Source organism: uncultured Holdemanella sp. (assembly GCF_934772795.1).
GTDB lineage: Bacteria > Bacillota_I > Bacilli_A > Erysipelotrichales > Erysipelotrichaceae > Holdemanella.
Map to the genome: position 1 here is coordinate 1 of NZ_CAKVMR010000013.1, position 15,791 is coordinate 15,791.

At 34.2% G+C, this 15,791-nt stretch carries 16 protein-coding genes and 2 tRNA genes; 13 read left to right on the top strand and 5 right to left on the bottom strand.

Annotated features, from left to right (window positions below; all coding sequences use genetic code 11):
• The first annotated feature begins 278 nt into the window (after positions 1–278).
• Positions 279–1,208: a cysteine synthase A gene (gene cysK, locus Q0F04_RS03915; RefSeq protein WP_295750389.1), complete on the top strand. Its 930-nt coding sequence runs from the start codon at positions 279–281 to the stop codon at positions 1,206–1,208.
• Between the two features lie 20 nt (positions 1,209–1,228).
• On the opposite strand, the gene metA is transcribed toward cysK, so the two are convergent.
• The 3 genes from metA to Q0F04_RS03930 form a co-directional block, all read right to left on the bottom strand.
• Positions 1,229–2,209, bottom strand: coding sequence for a homoserine O-succinyltransferase (metA, locus tag Q0F04_RS03920; RefSeq protein WP_295750390.1), 981 nt, complete (start codon positions 2,207–2,209; stop codon positions 1,229–1,231).
• Between the two features lie 79 nt (positions 2,210–2,288).
• The gene (locus Q0F04_RS03925) at positions 2,289–3,566 is read right to left on the bottom strand and encodes a PLP-dependent transferase (RefSeq protein WP_117571368.1); all 1,278 of its coding nucleotides are present in this window, start codon (positions 3,564–3,566) and stop codon (positions 2,289–2,291) included.
• A 67-nt stretch (positions 3,567–3,633) separates the two neighbouring features.
• Entirely contained in the window at positions 3,634–4,062 is a 429-nt protein-coding gene (locus Q0F04_RS03930; RefSeq protein ID WP_295750393.1) for an Rrf2 family transcriptional regulator, read from the bottom strand.
• A gap of 78 nt (positions 4,063–4,140) precedes the next feature.
• Here Q0F04_RS03930 and Q0F04_RS03935 point away from each other — a divergent pair, with 78 nt between their 5' ends.
• Positions 4,141–4,953, top strand: coding sequence for an HAD family hydrolase (locus tag Q0F04_RS03935; RefSeq protein WP_295750396.1), 813 nt, complete (start codon positions 4,141–4,143; stop codon positions 4,951–4,953).
• Here Q0F04_RS03935 and Q0F04_RS03940 read toward each other — a convergent pair.
• Positions 4,931–5,452, bottom strand: coding sequence for a DUF308 domain-containing protein (locus Q0F04_RS03940; protein WP_295750399.1), 522 nt, complete (start codon positions 5,450–5,452; stop codon positions 4,931–4,933). The genes Q0F04_RS03935 and Q0F04_RS03940 overlap by 23 nt on opposite strands.
• Positions 5,453–5,514: 62 nt before the next feature.
• On the opposite strand from Q0F04_RS03940, the gene Q0F04_RS03945 reads away from it, so the two are divergent.
• The gene (locus Q0F04_RS03945) at positions 5,515–6,060 is read left to right on the top strand and encodes a DJ-1/PfpI family protein (RefSeq protein WP_295750402.1); all 546 of its coding nucleotides are present in this window, start codon (positions 5,515–5,517) and stop codon (positions 6,058–6,060) included.
• Positions 6,061–6,095: 35 nt separating this feature from the next.
• Here the strand turns inward: Q0F04_RS03945 and uraA are convergent, their stop codons facing one another.
• Entirely contained in the window at positions 6,096–7,349 is a 1,254-nt protein-coding gene (gene uraA / locus Q0F04_RS03950; protein ID WP_295750405.1) for a uracil permease, read from the bottom strand.
• Positions 7,350–7,440: 91 nt separating this feature from the next.
• On the opposite strand from uraA, the gene Q0F04_RS03955 reads away from it, so the two are divergent.
• From Q0F04_RS03955 to Q0F04_RS04000, 10 genes are all read left to right on the top strand, one after another.
• Positions 7,441–7,517, top strand: a tRNA-Arg gene (locus tag Q0F04_RS03955).
• A 12-nt stretch (positions 7,518–7,529) separates the two neighbouring features.
• A complete protein-coding gene (locus tag Q0F04_RS03960; RefSeq protein ID WP_295750408.1) occupies positions 7,530–8,156 on the top strand; it encodes an HAD family phosphatase in 627 nt (208 codons plus the stop codon).
• A gap of 97 nt (positions 8,157–8,253) precedes the next feature.
• Positions 8,254–8,329 (top strand) — tRNA-Arg (locus tag Q0F04_RS03965).
• Positions 8,330–8,645: 316 nt separating this feature from the next.
• Entirely contained in the window at positions 8,646–9,464 is an 819-nt protein-coding gene (locus Q0F04_RS03970; RefSeq protein ID WP_295750410.1) for an AAA family ATPase, read from the top strand.
• A gap of 12 nt (positions 9,465–9,476) precedes the next feature.
• Positions 9,477–9,782 (top strand): single-stranded DNA-binding protein, encoded by a 306-nt coding sequence (locus Q0F04_RS03975; RefSeq protein WP_227991393.1) that lies wholly within the window; start codon positions 9,477–9,479, stop codon positions 9,780–9,782.
• On the top strand, positions 9,775–9,984 hold the full coding sequence (locus Q0F04_RS03980) for a Lar family restriction alleviation protein (protein ID WP_186999562.1): 210 nt from the start codon (positions 9,775–9,777) through the stop codon (positions 9,982–9,984). Before Q0F04_RS03975 ends, Q0F04_RS03980 begins: the two co-directional genes overlap by 8 nt.
• A gap of 6 nt (positions 9,985–9,990) precedes the next feature.
• Positions 9,991–10,980, top strand: a complete 990-nt coding sequence (locus Q0F04_RS03985; protein WP_295750414.1) for a ParB/RepB/Spo0J family partition protein — start codon at positions 9,991–9,993, stop codon at positions 10,978–10,980.
• 260 nt (positions 10,981–11,240) lie between these two features.
• Positions 11,241–11,924, top strand: coding sequence for a hypothetical protein (locus Q0F04_RS03990; RefSeq protein ID WP_295750416.1), 684 nt, complete (start codon positions 11,241–11,243; stop codon positions 11,922–11,924).
• 89 nt (positions 11,925–12,013) lie between these two features.
• The gene (locus Q0F04_RS03995) at positions 12,014–15,031 is read left to right on the top strand and encodes a SpaA isopeptide-forming pilin-related protein (protein ID WP_295750419.1); all 3,018 of its coding nucleotides are present in this window, start codon (positions 12,014–12,016) and stop codon (positions 15,029–15,031) included.
• A 5-nt stretch (positions 15,032–15,036) separates the two neighbouring features.
• Positions 15,037–15,786, top strand: a complete 750-nt coding sequence (locus tag Q0F04_RS04000; protein ID WP_295750422.1) for a class B sortase — start codon at positions 15,037–15,039, stop codon at positions 15,784–15,786.
• The last annotated feature ends 5 nt before the right edge of the window (positions 15,787–15,791 follow it).

Consider the following 15,791-nt stretch of genomic DNA (forward strand, 5'->3'; position numbering starts at 1 on the left):
TAAAAAAATACCCGTTGTGACAGCACAACGGGATGTTTATTTGTATAGATGTATAAATATTGCGGGAAGTTGACGATGAAGAGGATGGAGTTTCATATTTCATTCAAAAAAATTTGTGATGGATAAATTTCCATCACTTTTTTGTTGACTTTGAAAAAACAAACTCCTATAATACCTATAAAGTTACTAGGAATAGTAAGCGGAGGTACTGATTATGAAGCGATGTTGTAGCTCTTTAAATGAATAATATTGAATTTGTTTAATAGGAGGAAAAGAAAATGACAGTATATAAAGCGATTTCAGATTTAATTGGGAATACACCATTAGTAGAATTAACACATATCGAAGAAAAAGAAGGTTTAGAAGCTAGAGTTGTTGCGAAAGTAGAATTCTTTAATCCAGCTGGAAGTGTAAAGGATCGTATCGCAAAGAAAATGATTGAAGATGCAGAGAAAAAAGGCTTGATTAAACCTGGTGCTACATTGATTGAACCAACAAGTGGAAATACAGGTATTGGTATTGCGTCAGTTGCAGCAGCTAAAGGCTACAAAGCCATTATGACAATGCCAGAAACAATGAGTGTAGAGCGTCGTAATTTATTAAAGGCATATGGCGCAAAGGTTGTTTTGACAGATGGTAAAGCAGGTATGAAGGGGGCTATCGCAAAAGCACAGGAATTGGCTGCAGCTACACCAAATAGCTTTATTCCAAGTCAATTTGAAAATCCATCAAACCCTCAGGCTCATTATGAATCAACGGGTCCTGAAATTTGGAAGGATACAGAAGGAAAAGTTGATATTTTTGTTGCAGGTGTTGGAACGGGTGGTACTGTAAGTGGTACAGGTAAGTATTTGAAGGATCAAAATCCAAATGTGAAAGTGGTTGCGGTTGAACCTGCAACAAGTCCAGTACTTTCTGAGGGTCATGCAGGTCCTCATGGTATTCAAGGTATTGGTGCTGGTTTTGTTCCGAATACTTTGGATACTAGTGTATATGATGAAGTGTTTACAGTCACAAATGAACAAGCCTATGAAACAGGTCGCTTAATTGCACATAATGAAGGTATGTTAGTGGGTATTTCAAGTGGTGCTGCTACATATGCGGCTATTCAAATCGCAAAACGCTCAGAAAACAAGGGTAAGACAATTGTCGTATTATTACCAGATACAGGTGAGCGTTATTTATCCACTCCTATGTTTGCAGAATAAAAAATACGAAGTAAAATAAATTACTTCGTAAATGTCTTGGCATAGCCATGATCTTCTCTAGAACCCGTACCAATGGGTTCTTTTATTTTTCCAATTTCTTCAATTTCAAATGGCGTTAATTGATATACATAGTTTAGCCAGTTTCGATATAGAAGATTGGCGTGGCTTCTCCATTTTAAAATAGGTTCTTTTTCTGGATCATCATCCGGGAAATAGTTGAATGGGATATGGATGGGTTTATTGGCTTTTAAATCTCTAAAGTATTCATCTTTTAATGTTTCTTTTCCATATTCTAAATGACCTAGAATAAAAATTTGACGATAGTCCTTTGTGACAATGATGTTTGATCCAATCTCATCATTTTTAGATAGGATGGATAAGCATTTCACTTTTCTAACAGCCTCTTCATCAATGGCCGTATGTCTTGAGTGAGGGGTATAGTGAATTTCATCGAAGCCATTGGTTAAAAAGTCATATTCATCGACTAATTGTTCTGGGAAGATGCCGAATACTTTTTCTGGCAAGATATGTTTTTGAACTCCATAATGATAATACAGTCCAGCTTGGGCTCCCCAACAAATATGTAGCGTGGAATAGACATGTGTTTTAGACCATTCCATGATTTCTTCAAGTTCACTCCAATAATCGACATCTTCATATTCTAGATGTTCTACAGGAGCTCCTGTAATAATCATTCCGTCGTAATAATTATCTTTTAATTTTTCAAAGTATGTATAGAATTTGACTAAATGATCCTGACTTGTATTTTTAGAAACATGGTTTTTAACCATCATAAAATCGATATTAACTTGTAGTGCACTTTTAGAAATGAGTCGTAAGATTTGGGTTTCTGTTTCTATTTTTTTTGGCATTAGATTTAAAATTACGATTTTTAATGGACGAATTCTTTGACGATGGGCACTTTTATCTTCAATCGCAAAGATTTTTTCACTTTCTAATATGTCTTTTGCGGGTAAATCATCGGGTATGTTGATTGGCATATATGAACAACTCCTTTTTTTGTATATCTACTATTATACGCGAAAAAAAACAGAATGGAAATTTCCATTCTGTAAAAGACTAAGCTTTCATGGCGTCTAGAGCTTGTTGTAAATCATCAATGATGTCTTGTGCATCTTCAAGACCTACAGAGAAACGAATTAAATCTGGTGCAACACCAGCTTCTTTTAGTTGTTCTTCACTCATCTGACGGTGTGTGTGGCTTGCTGGGTGTAATAGACAAGTTTTAGCATCTGCAACATGGGTTACGATAGAAGCTAATTTTAAGCTGTCCATAAATTTTTCAGTTTGATCACGATCTGCCTTTAATCCAAATGACAATACACCACAAGTTCCATTTGGACAATATTTCTTAGCTAGTTCATGATGTGGATCACTTTCAAGATCGGCATATTTTACCCATGCCACATCTTCATTGGCTTCTAAGTATTTGGCTACAGCTAGTGCATTTGCACAATGTGCCTTCATACGTACAGCTAATGATTCTAGTCCTAAGTTTAGATAATATGCGTTTTGAGGTGCTTGAATCGAACCTAAATCACGCATCAATTGGCTTGTAGCTTTTGTGATATAGGCTAATTTACCGAATTTTTCAGCATATACAATTCCATGATACGATTCATCGGGTGTAGTTAGTCCTGGATATTTTTCTGCGTGTTCTAACCAGTTGAAGTTACCACTATCTACAATGGCCCCACCTACACAAGATGCATGTCCATCCATGTATTTTGTGGTAGAGTGAGTAACGATATCAGCTCCCCATTGGATTGGTTGACACATAATTGGTGTAGCGAATGTGTTATCGATAATTAATGGAACTCCATTCGCATGAGCCACTTTCGCAAATTTTTCAATATCGAAAATACGTACTGTTGGATTTGTGATTGTTTCTCCGAATACACATTTTGTGTTTGGCTTGAATTCTTTTTGAAGATCTTCTGCACTGATTTCTGGGTCAACAAATGTACAATCGATACCCATTTTCTTCATTGTCACACCAAATAGGTTGTAAGTTCCACCATAGATGGCACTAGAAGCAATTAAGTGATCTCCGGCTTCACAAATGTTGAATACCGCAAAGAAGTTAGCAGCTTGTCCACTTGATGTAAGCATTGCGGCAATTCCACCTTCTAAAGCAGCAATCTTACTTGCGACAATATCGTTTGTTGGGTTTTGAAGGCGTGAATAGAAATATCCACTGTCTTCTAAATCAAATAATCTTCCCATTTGAAGACTTGAGTCATATTTAAAAGTTGTACTTTGATAAATTGGAACTTCTCTTGGCTCGCCATTTTTTGGCTCATAACCAGCATGTAAACATTTAGTTTCTGTTTTCATAATTTATTACCCTCCGCTTTTCTAATCATTATTTTAAGCTTTTCTTTATAAAAAGTAAAAGAAAAGCTTAGATTACATAATCAAAGCTTTGTTCATGATTTAAAATGTCTTGTAGAGTGATTCCTTTTAGATAAGTTTCTATGACTTGATTCAATCCTTCGTAAATATAAAGTGTTGTGCAATCTTCTTTTCTTGGACATACATTGATTTCGGAATCTAGGCAGGCAACACATGATAAATTTCCTTCGGTTGCGACTAGTACATCATATACACAAATTTCATTTGTACTCTTTGCGAGTCTATATCCCCCTTGAAAGCCACGATTAGATTGTACCATCCCACCTTTAGTAAGAATGGGTACAATTTGTTCCAAATATTTTTTTGAAATATTTTGTCTTTCGGCAATGTCCTTTAGTGTAATAAATCCTGAATCATTATGCTGTGCTAAATCAATGAGCAAACGAAGTGCATAACGTCCTTTCGTTGATATTTTCATTTAAAAGTTCCCCTTTTCCGTATTCTATATTACTATAATAATATATATTTAGTAGGTTTTCTAGCAAAGAGGTAAAAAATGGTTAAAATTGTCGTTTTTGATTTAGACGGAACACTATATGATTCACATAAACATATTGATAAAGATACAGTTCATAAAATCATTGAACTTGAACAAAAGGGAATTTTAGTTGGAATTGTGACAGGAAGGTTTTATGAAGAATTAGGTGAAGTTATCGAAAAACTAAAATTAAGAGGATACAATGGCTTTGTGGCAAGTTCAAATGGTTTAGAAATCTATGATTTTTCAGATGGGGAAACAAAGAGTTTTACTCGTTTATCCAAGGATGAAGTAAAAGATATAGTAAAAGAAGCTAAGAAGTATCATTTGATTAGTTATGTCTGGCAAAATGGTGGATACACGATGTTTGGGGTTTCTGTTATGAATATTATTAAGAAGATATTTTCACTTATTCCCTTGAATTCGCATTATATAAAATCATTACAAAAAACGAAATTTGAAGCGGATGTTGTATTAAATGAAGCATTCTATGATAAGGTTTGTTTTGCAGGAATTCAAATTGATAAGTTAAAAAAACAACATCCTGAATATCGCTTTTATGATGTGGGAAGTTTTGGAACCGAACTGTGTAAGAAAGATGTGGGTAAGCTTGAAGCCATTCGATATATATGCCAAAAGAAGCATGTATCTATTTCTAGTGTAATGGCATTTGGAGATAATGGAAATGATGTAGATTTATTAGCGTCTTGTGGATATGGGGTTGCGATGAAAAATGGGAGTGCGCAGGCAAAAAAAGCCGCTAAATATATGAGCGACTATACAAATAATGAAAAGGGTGTACTTCAATTTATGAATTCGTTTTTTGAATAAAATATTGATCTAAAAAGATAAGAATTCCATTTAAAATTAAGAAGGACCCGGTTAATGAGAAAATAAAGTCTAAAGATTGAATGGGTTTCATAAGTAATACAATGCCAATGACTAGAATGAATATAGCTCCTGCAAGATTGACTTTCCATTGTTCAAATCCATTATCTTTTAAGAGTAATACTTTTTGAAAATGAGCTAGGGAATTAATAATTAATATAATTCCTACAAGCATAGGTAAAATACTGATAAATTTCTTAGGATCAAAACTCATATATAGGCCTGCGGATAATAGGAACAGGCTTAATATAAGTGTTGTGAGCGTTGTGCTATTTCTTTTCTTAAAATATGTATATAGAAATAGAATCGCAATGATTAAAAAGATCAATCCAATCACACGTGTAATTGTTGTTAATATGGATACGTTAAATATGCATAAGATTAAGCCAGATAAAATGCATAGAATGGCAGATGAGATGGCTTCTGTTTTTGTTTCTTTCATGAAATCACAACCTTTCACAATTATTATACTCTGTTGTATACTTATTTTAAGAGGTGATGAACGTGAAAGTTGCAGTTTTATTAGAAAATGGTTTTGAAGAATTAGAAGCGATGGGTCCAATTGCCCTACTTAGACGTGGTGGACTTGATGTGGATATGATTGGTGTCAACAATGAAGAACAAGTTACAGGTCGTTTTGGCGTAACTTACTCAAGTGTATTTCCAATGAATACGTATGACTTTAGTAATGTGGATTGTTTAGTATTACCGGGTGGTCCACATTATCAAAAGCTAGAAAAGAATGAGAAAGTATTAAAACTAGCTCATGAGTTTGCCGAAAATAAGGTGTTGGCAGCTATTTGTGCTTCTCCAACAATCTTAGGTCACGAAGGTATCTTAAAGGGTAAGAAATATACTTGTTTTAAAGATATGGATGAAGACTTTGGTGGGGAATACCAATATGAATATGCCGTTACAGATGGAAACATTATTACGGGTGTAAGTGCAGCTGCAAGTATTGAATTTGCGTTTGCGATTTTAGAAAAGCTTTGTGGTAAAGAACATACAGATAAAGTAAAAGCATCGATTTATTATGATGCAAGACATTAAAAAAATTGTCATCGTGAATGATGACAATTTTTATTTTATTCTTCTTCGTTTAATAAATGGAATTTTTCAAAGATATAGAATAGTAATGACATGATCATGCCTGTGATACAAGCTAGTACCATTCCGGATAAGGAAATGTTTCCTAAGTGAATGGTTACTCCACTTAATCCAACAACGAATACAACGGATGTTAAGATCATGTTTACGCTTTTTCCATAGTCAACCTTTTGGTCTACTAGAATTCTTAATCCACTTGTACCAATCATACCGTATAGTAAGAAGCTGATTCCACCAATAACTGGATTTGGGATTGTTTGAATCAAGGCAGATAATGGACCAATGAATGAACAGATGATGGATAGAATGGCAGCTCCGGCAATAACTTGTACGCTGTATACGCCAGTGATAGCCATAACTCCAATGTTTTCACCATAAGTTGTGGTTGGAACAGATCCAATTAAACCGGAAATCATTGTTGAGAAGTTATCTGCGAATAAAGAGCGGTGTAGTCCTGGATCTTCAATTAAGTTTCTTCCTACAACTTCACCTGTAACAATTTGGTGACCAATGTGTTCCGATGCGATAACTAATAATACGGGAAGCATCATTAGAATGGCGTCAATACTGAATTTTGGTGCTTGGAAGTTTGGAATTGAGATAAAGCTTGCCTGAAGGACTGGAGTAAAGTCAACAATACCTACGGCAACGGCAGTTAAATATCCTGTAACTACGGCAATCAAGATTGGGATGACGCTTAAGAATTTTTTGAAGCATACACTTCCAATTACAGCCATACCAAGTGTAACCGCAAAAACAATTACGTTTTTAGGGTCGATGTTATCGCCTAGAATTCCAGCTGTACTTGCAGCAGATGAAGATAGTTCTAGACCGATTAGTGCAACAACGGGTCCCATTGCAGCAGATGGTAGCACGATATCAATCCATTTTGTTCCAAATTTCTTGATGATCAATGCCAATAAACATCCACAAAAACCTACCGCAACGAATCCACCGCATGCGTATGGGTAACCAAATTTTGCGATAATGATATTTGCGGGAGCAATAAAGGCGAAGCTACTTCCTAAATAGGCAGGTGCTTTTCCTTTTGTGATAAAAATAAACAACAATGTTCCGATACCGTTCATGAATAGTACGATAGCTGGGTTAATACCGAATAAGAATGGTACTAATACACTGGCTCCAAACATTGCGAACATGTGTTGAATACTTAATGGTATCAGCAGATTTGCGGGTACTTTTTCTTCAACTTGAATAATTCGTTTTGCCATGAAAAATTTTCTCCTCCTAAAATGTACATTAACTTTTATACCACATTTTAATGGATTATGAAACTAATTTAGGCTATAATTATCAAGTGATGCGCCTGTAGCTCAACTGGATAGAGTATCAGATTCCGATTCTGGCGGTTGCAGGTTCGAGCCCTGTCAGGCGCGCCATTTAGGTGAAATATGGAAACAATACTTTTTGATTTAGATGATACATTAATTGAATCGATGCACGTATGGGAAGATGCCATCATTTATTTATTTAAAAAGATGGATTTGGATATGAGTATGGAAGAGGCCCGTCAAATCTTTTTTACAATGAAATTTTCAGAGGTTTTAACATACATCAAAGAAAGATTTCATACTAAACAAGATGAGGCTTGGATGTTTAATGAAGTAAATGAAGATATCATGAATCAATATGCGTATCATATTGAGGCAAAGAAGGGTGCTTTGGATTTTATTAAAAAGTGTGCTTCAAAAAATAAAAAAATGGCTGTATTAACATCCAATACAAGAGTATTGTCTGAAAAAGTACTAGATCGACTTGGAATGTTGGAATATATGGAAAATGTATATTCTGCGGATGAATTAAAGATGTCAAAAAGAGAAGTGGATATCTATGAGTATGTATTGAAAGATTTAAATACAACTGCAGAAAGTGCAATTGTATTTGAGGATTCGATGTATGCGATTAATACAGCTCGATCATTAAATATTGAGTGTATTGGTTTAGTAAATCCAAACAATCAAAAGGTGTTTGAAGAAAACCATGTAAAAACAATCGTTGATTTTACAGAATTGTGTTAAAATCATGATGTGTCCCAGTAGCTCAGTTGGATAGAGCATTCGCCTCCTAAGAGTTAAAAGTGAATGGCTAGAACTGTAAAAATTGAATAGAAAATATGCCTCCGTAGCTCAGTGGATAGAGCGTCGGTTTCCTAAACCGCAGGTCGAAGGTTCGACTCCTTTCGGGGGCACCATTTATTTATTAAACAAAGGGTTTTCAATACTTTGTAACCCATGTAACTAAGCGATAGAGTCTGTTGATTTTGTCGCTTTTTTCTTATCGGAAATTGGATGAATTTTACTGGTTTCTCAGAAAATAGAAAATAGCTTGATTCAAATATTTTGACTGCTTCCAGCTAATAAAAGTAGGCTCTCAGCTAATGTGCATCTTTTAAGAACACTTGATGAGTGGCCAAACATAAGAGTATTAGAAATATAAAACAAGACAATATGAACAAACTCCTTTTACATAGCCAGGAAATCCTGGTATATGAGAAAGGAGTTTTTATTATGCCAAAATGTAAAGTAATCGCAGTCACAAATCAAAAAGGTGGTGTCGGCAAAACTACAACTACAGAGAATGTGGCCATTGGTTTGGCTCGAAATGGATGCAATGTATTGATTGTGGATTTTGATCCTCAGGGCGATCTTACAAGCTGTCTTGGATGGAAAAACAATGATTCATTGGAACATTCTGTTTCATCTATGCTTGATGATTATATCAACGACAATGATATTAATTATGAATCGTTAATATTACATCATGAAGAACATGTGGATTTAATTCCGGCAAACATTGAATTAGCTGATTTTGAAATGCGTTTAGTAAGTGTGATCAACAGAGAACAGACTTTAAGTAATTGTATTGAGCCATTGAGAAATCAATATGATTACATCTTTATTGATTGTCCACCATCTTTAGGAATGTTAACTGTAAATGCTTTATCAGCTGCTGATGAAGTACTGATACCAGTACAGACGCAGTATCTTCCAGCAAAAGGAATGACTAAATTATTACAGACAGTTGGAAAAGTTCAACGTAAGATTAATAGTAATCTAAAAATCACCGGTATTGTGATGACGCTTGCGGATTTAAACACGAATCTAACAAAGAGTACGATTGAAACGATTCGAGAAAGTTTCGGAAAGAATATTCGTGTGTTTGATACAATCATTCCAAAAGCAACGAAAGCGAGTGAAGCAAGTATTTCCGGTAAGAGTATCTATGCGTATGCCAAAGACTCTAAAGTAGCTTTAGCTTATGCAAATCTTACAAAGGAATTAATCAACAATCAAAAAGTAAAGTACAAAGAAGAATTAAATAGATAGGAGAAAAAGAAAATGACAAACAATTATGTTTTATTGAATGGAAAACTCTCAAGAGATATTGAAGTTTCTAAAAATGATAAGGGCAATTCTTTTGTGAAGTTTTGTTTAATCTGTACAAGGGACGGTAATAGTTCGTATTCGGATTACGTTAACTGTATCGCATTTGGAGAAATTGCGAATGCCATCTGTAGAAAAGGAGAAAAGGATACAGCTTATCACATTGAAGGAAATATCCGAACAAACTCATATGAGAAAAATGGTAAAAAGAATTATTCCACAAATGTGGTCGTAGAATCTTTTAGATTGCTGGATGCCTAGAATCAAACGATGTCCATTTTGTCATTCAACTGCCCATGTAGTAATTGATTGGAACAGTAAAAGAATCAATGGATATTATGGTCAGTATGTTATCTGTACGTTATGCTCTAAAAGAACGAAAACTGAGCCAACATCAGATCAAGCGATTGAAGAATGGAATCATCATGTATTAAAAAAGAATATACAACTCACTTTATTTTAAAAGGAGGTGGCAAACTTGCCAAAATTAGACTTAGGATTGCCAAGCTATGACTCCTTATTTTCTACAGAAGAAGAAAGACAGGAAGCCAATACCGAAAAGGTAATGACAATCCCTATAAACAAAATTAAAGATTTTGAAGGACACCCATTTCATGTAACTATGGATGAAGATATGGCGAAGTTGATTGATTCAATCAAAGAAAACGATATGCTGATGCCTGCACTTGTACGACCTAAACCAGATGGAACTTATGAAATGATATCTGGTCACAGGCGTAGATTTGCCATGTCACAGCTAGGAAAAACCGAAATGAATGTTATCATACGAGATTTGGATGATGACCAGGCAACGATTCTGATGGTTGATTCAAATATTCAACGTGAAAACATTTATCCCAGCGAAAGAGGTTATGCCTATAAGATGCGCTTAGAAGCCATGAAACATCAAGGTAAAAAAGTGGATATTAATGTTGATGATGTTCATGTTGAATATGATAAGCCAACTTCGGCCCAACTTGGGCCGAAGTTAACAGGAACAAGAACTAATGAGATACTTGCTGAACAATTAGGCATAAGTAAGAATCAGATAAAACGATTTATTCGTTTAACCTATCTTGTTGAACCATTGCAGGAAATGGTTGATGGACGTAATGAGAATGAGATAAAAATTGCATTTAATCCCGCTGTTGAATTGTCATATTTAACGGAATCAGAACAATTTGATTTGGTGAATGCGATTATTGAAAATCAAAGGACTCCATCATTAGCTCAATGTCAGGAATTCAAGAGATTAAGCCATGATGGTGAGCTTACTGCAGACTTTATTGAAGATACGCTTTCTGAGGAAAAACCAAATCAAAGAGAAAAGCTATCTTTTCAAATGAAGGAAATTGATAAATATTTTCCCAAGGACTTTACACCAGGCAAAAAGAAGGATTTGATGATCCACTTGCTGGAAAGCTGGGCAAAGAAAAGATCACGCGAACAAGAGCGATAATTGAATGTAGAAATTGCTTTGTTCGTACTTGTGATTGTTCCAAACTGTTGGAGGGGCAGTTTGTCTTTGCGTGGTGAGGTGTGACTTTTACCTCCCCTAAAACCCCTCCTACCTACCGAAAGAATCTTATTACCTACCGAAAAAGAAAAAATGTTTGTTATATAGATAGAATTAATATTTGTATGTTGGTAAATAAAATTTATATTGAGTATTTTTAAATAAAGAGATGTTATTAAGAAATACAAATGGAGGTAAATCAAATGAAGAAGTTAATTATTTCTGTGATTAGTACTGTGATGATGATTGGAGCAGGAGCAGCAATTAGATCAGATCAAGATATTTCTGTTCCTACAGTGGAAAAGCCTTCTAAGGAAACAACGAGTGTTGAAAAGAAGAAATTTAAAGTTAATAAACATGAAGATATTGACAAAAAGGAATCAAAAACAAATGAAATTCAGGTTAAGGAAGAAAATACAGCTAATAAATGTGATTCAAAAAAAGAGAGCGTTTCTTCTGGCACAAAAAAACAAGATGCTCAAAGTAATGATACTTCAAAGAGTAATGTGAAATCTGATACAAAAGTAATTGATTCTAGCAATAACAATTCTTCTACTACGAATGATTCAGTACAACAAACCACCTCAAAAGAAGAAACTGTTGTTGAACCAGCACCTGCACCAGAAACAGTGCAACCAAGTTATGCATGTCCAGGAGGAGTTAATCAAAATGTTTCCTGTGATGTGATTTTAGATAGTAACTTCTATTATGCAACGTATGGTTCGATGTCTGAAGCAGAATCAGCAGGGGAATACTATATGAATGATGTGATGTATATTGGAAATGCTGAGGTAACAAATTATTCAGTACAGCCTGTATATCGGAATGATCATAGTATTGCCTATTATGGATTGAACCTTTGGAGCAATGGAAGTTTAATTCAGTAAGGATGTGATAAATGATAATTGGATAAATACTTTGGCGAGAGAAATCTCGTTTTTTTTGTTGCAACAACCTAAAGGAAAGGAAAAAGAATATGAAAAACATATTGAAGAAAGGTAGTAAATTCTTTCTAACAGCATTAGTTATTCTCAATTCATTGATGAATACTCTACCGGTACATGCTGAAGAAACGACTACAGATGAAAATGATTTAGATACGATTGTAGAACTTGGAAATGCAGAAGATGTATTTCCGGATTTGATGCCTCAGTCTGATGGAATCTCATTAACGGATACAACAGGAACAGGCAGTATTTATGCGATGATCCATATTGCCAATCAGTATGGATTTGATTATGTACAGCAATTGTATGTTGGGGATAAGACAGTATTCTGTATTGAACCTATGCAGCTTTTTACAGAAGGCTTGGATTATCATCAGGATACTGCAAAATGGGATGAATTATCTGAACAAACTCGTCAGAATATCTGGGAAATCAACTATTACGGATTCAGTTATTCTGGTCATCAAACAGAAAAATACTATGTCGCAACTCAGGTTATGATTTGGCAGGCAGTGACTGGAACATGGTATCAGCCTTACTATACAGATGGAACAACCGTTTATGATATTTCAAATGAGGTTGCAGTCATCAACAATTTACGTGCTCAGCCTCAAGGTAGACCTTCATTCAATAATCAAACAATCAAGATGGGATTGAATGCACCGGTAACATTGACGGATACAAAGGGTACTTTAGCAAACTATTCAATCACAAGCTCAAATGGAATTAGTGCTTCTGTAAATGGAAACAATCTTACAGTAGCTATCACATCTGAAAATTATGATAAGAGTATTACTTTTTCACGTAATTTTACAGCACGAGATGTAAATGTTATCTATGGATCAGGTGGATATCAAAGAGTTATTTATTTAGCATCGAGGCGAGATCCTTCTCCAAACTTCAATTTAAATTTCGATTTGATGTATGCAGATATTGAAGTTGAAAAACAGGATTCTCAAACAGGTACTAAGACTCAAGGAGATGCTACTTTCAATGGAGCTACATTTGCGATTAAAGATACAAGTGGAAATGTACTTGAAACAATCACGACAAATGGATCAAAAGCTAAATCTAAAAAATATCCAGTGGGAACAACTTTAAATGTATGTGAGGTTACTTCTCCTGAAGGATATTTAACTAACAGTTCTTGTAATACAGTAGAACTTAAATATTCAGGTGATAATACAACGAGTACATTCTCTACAACAGTTAAAGATCAGGTTATTAAGGGTCGCATTGAGATTGCGAAAACGATTGATAAAGAGAAATATGGATTATTCCAAAGCAATGTTCAAAAGCCTGGTGAAGGATTTAAATTTGATATTATTTTAAAATCGACAGGTAAAGTCGTATCAACATTGACTACGGATGAAGATGGTCGAGCTATTAGTGACTATCTTCCATATGGAACTTATATCGTTAAAGAACACGAAACAGCTGGTTATGATATTTTAGAACCGTTTGAAGTGAAAATCGACAAAGATCAAAAGACATATTTCTATAACATCTACAATGATACGATCAAAGCTGAATTGACTATCTATAAAACGGACAGTGAAACTGGAAAACGTATCCCAGCAGCTGGAGTAGAATTTAAAATCAAAGATGCAGATGGAAATTATGTAACACAAGAAGTAACATATCCTAAAAAATATACAACGGATGTATTTAAAACGGATGAAGATGGATCTGTACATTTGCCTTCTCCATTAAAGTATGGTGAATATAAATTGGTGGAGCTCAAAGCGCCTCATGGTTATGTATTAAAGGATACAGAGATTCCTATCAATGTAGATGGTTCTAGTACAGAAATCTTTATGAATTTTGACAATAAAACACAAAAAGGCCAGGTCTATGTGGAAAAGAGTGGTGAAATGTTGTCAGGAGCAAAAGAATCTAAAACAGATTATGGAACTTTGTATACTCCAGAATACAAAGAAAAATATTTATCAGGTGTTACGTATGAAATTACAGCACGTGAAGATATTGTAACTCCAGAAGGAACTGTGTGGTTCCACAAAGGAGATGTAGTTGATACATTTACAACAGGGGATGGTGTAACAACTTCAGCTTTACTTCAATTAGGTAAGTATTCTATTAAAGAAACAGCAACGCAAACTGGTTTTGTGTTAGATGGAAACACATATGACTTTGATATTGAATATGCTGGTCAGATGATTGATGTTGTTGAAATCAAACAATCTTATGTAAATGAAAGACAAAAATTAGATTTGCAGATTACTAAAACATTTGAAGATGAAGATAAGGATGCATATAAAGATGTTGTCTTTGGAGTATATTCTAAAAATGATATTACTTTAAACGACAAAGTAATTATTCCTGCAGATGGATTGGTTGGAACATTAACGATTGATGAAGATGGTAAGAATATTGAACAGTTGGATCTTCCAACAGGCGAATACTATGTTAAGGAATTGGAAACAAATGTAGGCTTCAAATTGGATGAAGAAAAGCATGACTTTACTTTCGATTATGACGAAGATACAACTAAATCTACTGTAACAGTTTCAATGAATCTTTATAATGAAAAACGCCGTTTAGAATTAGATGTCAATAAAGTGGATAAAGATCATCATGATCATTTCTTGAATGGAGCAATTTTTGAAGTATATGATAAGACAGCAGATGCTTATGTTACTACTTTAGCAAGTGGTCAATTGATGATTACTGGAGAAGAAAAAGATGAAGAGTATGAAATCTCTAAAAAAGAAGACTTCTCTAAAATTATCAAGACAGTAAAAACAGATGAAAACAAACAGATTGTTTTAGATATTGATGATGACATTTATTATTCAAGAAAAGTTGGAGATGACAAAGTAACAAAACATGTTGTAAAAGATGGAAAAGCAGTATTAGCGGATGCTATTTATGGACATGAATATGAGTTCAAAGAAATTAAAGCACCTACTTCTTATCAGTTAGCTGATAAGTCTAAAGCTTATAAAGTAGAGGCAGATGAGGAAACTGATACAATTATTTATTATTTTGAAAATGCACGTATCGTTGTTCCAAATACTGGGGTATAAATAGTATGAAATATAAAAGAATAAAAATAGCAGCTGCACTACTTGTAGTGGGATTGATTGGTGGAGTTATCTACAATCAGGTTACTGCAAAGAAATCTTATGATTATTCGGATTATTATGTAGAAACAAAAACGACTAAAAAAGAATCAATTAAAGGAAATGAGAAAGCTTCTGAAAAGGAGCTTTCTTTATCTTTGTTGAAAAAAACAAATAAAGATGTTGTGGGTATTTTAGAATTTGATGATCGAATTATTTATGAGCCGATTGTACAAGCCCCAAATAATGATTATTATGTTCGTAAGAATATCAACAAAGAATATGCCAATGCCGGAATACCATTTGTATCGGCAGATGGAAATATAGATTCAAAAAATGTTGTAATCTATGGCCATTCTAGTAAATGGGATAACATTATTTTTACACCTTTGATGAGTTATATAGATCAGAACTATTATAAAAAGCATGATACGTTTAAGTTTATTACTGAAGATGAAACTAGAACATATCAAATATTTGGAGTAATGAATGTTGATTTAAATGACTTGAACGATTCTTTAGAATTCACACAAACAGAATGGGATTCAACAAATTCATTTAATGCATTTATATCAGATTCCATTAATAGGGGATTGTATAAGACTGGTGTTTCAGTAAATAAAGATGATCGATTAATGACTTTGGTTACTTGTGATACAAGAGGTAACAATAAGAGAATTGTAATTCTAGCTAAATTGGTTAATATAGCAAATGTTTAAAAACT

What these genes read in the sequence shown, in the direction of transcription:
- Q0F04_RS03990 (WP_295750416.1), top strand. Translation starts at nt 11,241, where the DNA reads ATGAAGAAGTTAATTATTTCTGTGATTAGTACTGTGATGATGATTGGA.
- Q0F04_RS03975 (WP_227991393.1), top strand. Translation starts at nt 9,477, where the DNA reads ATGACAAACAATTATGTTTTATTGAATGGAAAACTCTCAAGAGATATT.
- Q0F04_RS03930 (WP_295750393.1), bottom strand. Translation starts at nt 4,062, where the DNA reads ATGAAAATATCAACGAAAGGACGTTATGCACTTCGTTTGCTCATTGAT.
- Q0F04_RS03925 (WP_117571368.1), bottom strand. Translation starts at nt 3,566, where the DNA reads ATGAAAACAGAAACTAAATGTTTACATGCTGGTTATGAGCCAAAAAAT.
- Q0F04_RS03995 (WP_295750419.1), top strand. Translation starts at nt 12,014, where the DNA reads ATGAAAAACATATTGAAGAAAGGTAGTAAATTCTTTCTAACAGCATTA.
- Q0F04_RS03980 (WP_186999562.1), top strand. Translation starts at nt 9,775, where the DNA reads ATGCCTAGAATCAAACGATGTCCATTTTGTCATTCAACTGCCCATGTA.
- Q0F04_RS03935 (WP_295750396.1), top strand. Translation starts at nt 4,141, where the DNA reads ATGGTTAAAATTGTCGTTTTTGATTTAGACGGAACACTATATGATTCA.
- Q0F04_RS03960 (WP_295750408.1), top strand. Translation starts at nt 7,530, where the DNA reads ATGGAAACAATACTTTTTGATTTAGATGATACATTAATTGAATCGATG.
- cysK (WP_295750389.1), top strand. Translation starts at nt 279, where the DNA reads ATGACAGTATATAAAGCGATTTCAGATTTAATTGGGAATACACCATTA.
- uraA (WP_295750405.1), bottom strand. Translation starts at nt 7,349, where the DNA reads ATGGCAAAACGAATTATTCAAGTTGAAGAAAAAGTACCCGCAAATCTG.
- Q0F04_RS03970 (WP_295750410.1), top strand. Translation starts at nt 8,646, where the DNA reads ATGCCAAAATGTAAAGTAATCGCAGTCACAAATCAAAAAGGTGGTGTC.
- Q0F04_RS03940 (WP_295750399.1), bottom strand. Translation starts at nt 5,452, where the DNA reads ATGAAAGAAACAAAAACAGAAGCCATCTCATCTGCCATTCTATGCATT.
- Q0F04_RS04000 (WP_295750422.1), top strand. Translation starts at nt 15,037, where the DNA reads ATGAAATATAAAAGAATAAAAATAGCAGCTGCACTACTTGTAGTGGGA.
- metA (WP_295750390.1), bottom strand. Translation starts at nt 2,209, where the DNA reads ATGCCAATCAACATACCCGATGATTTACCCGCAAAAGACATATTAGAA.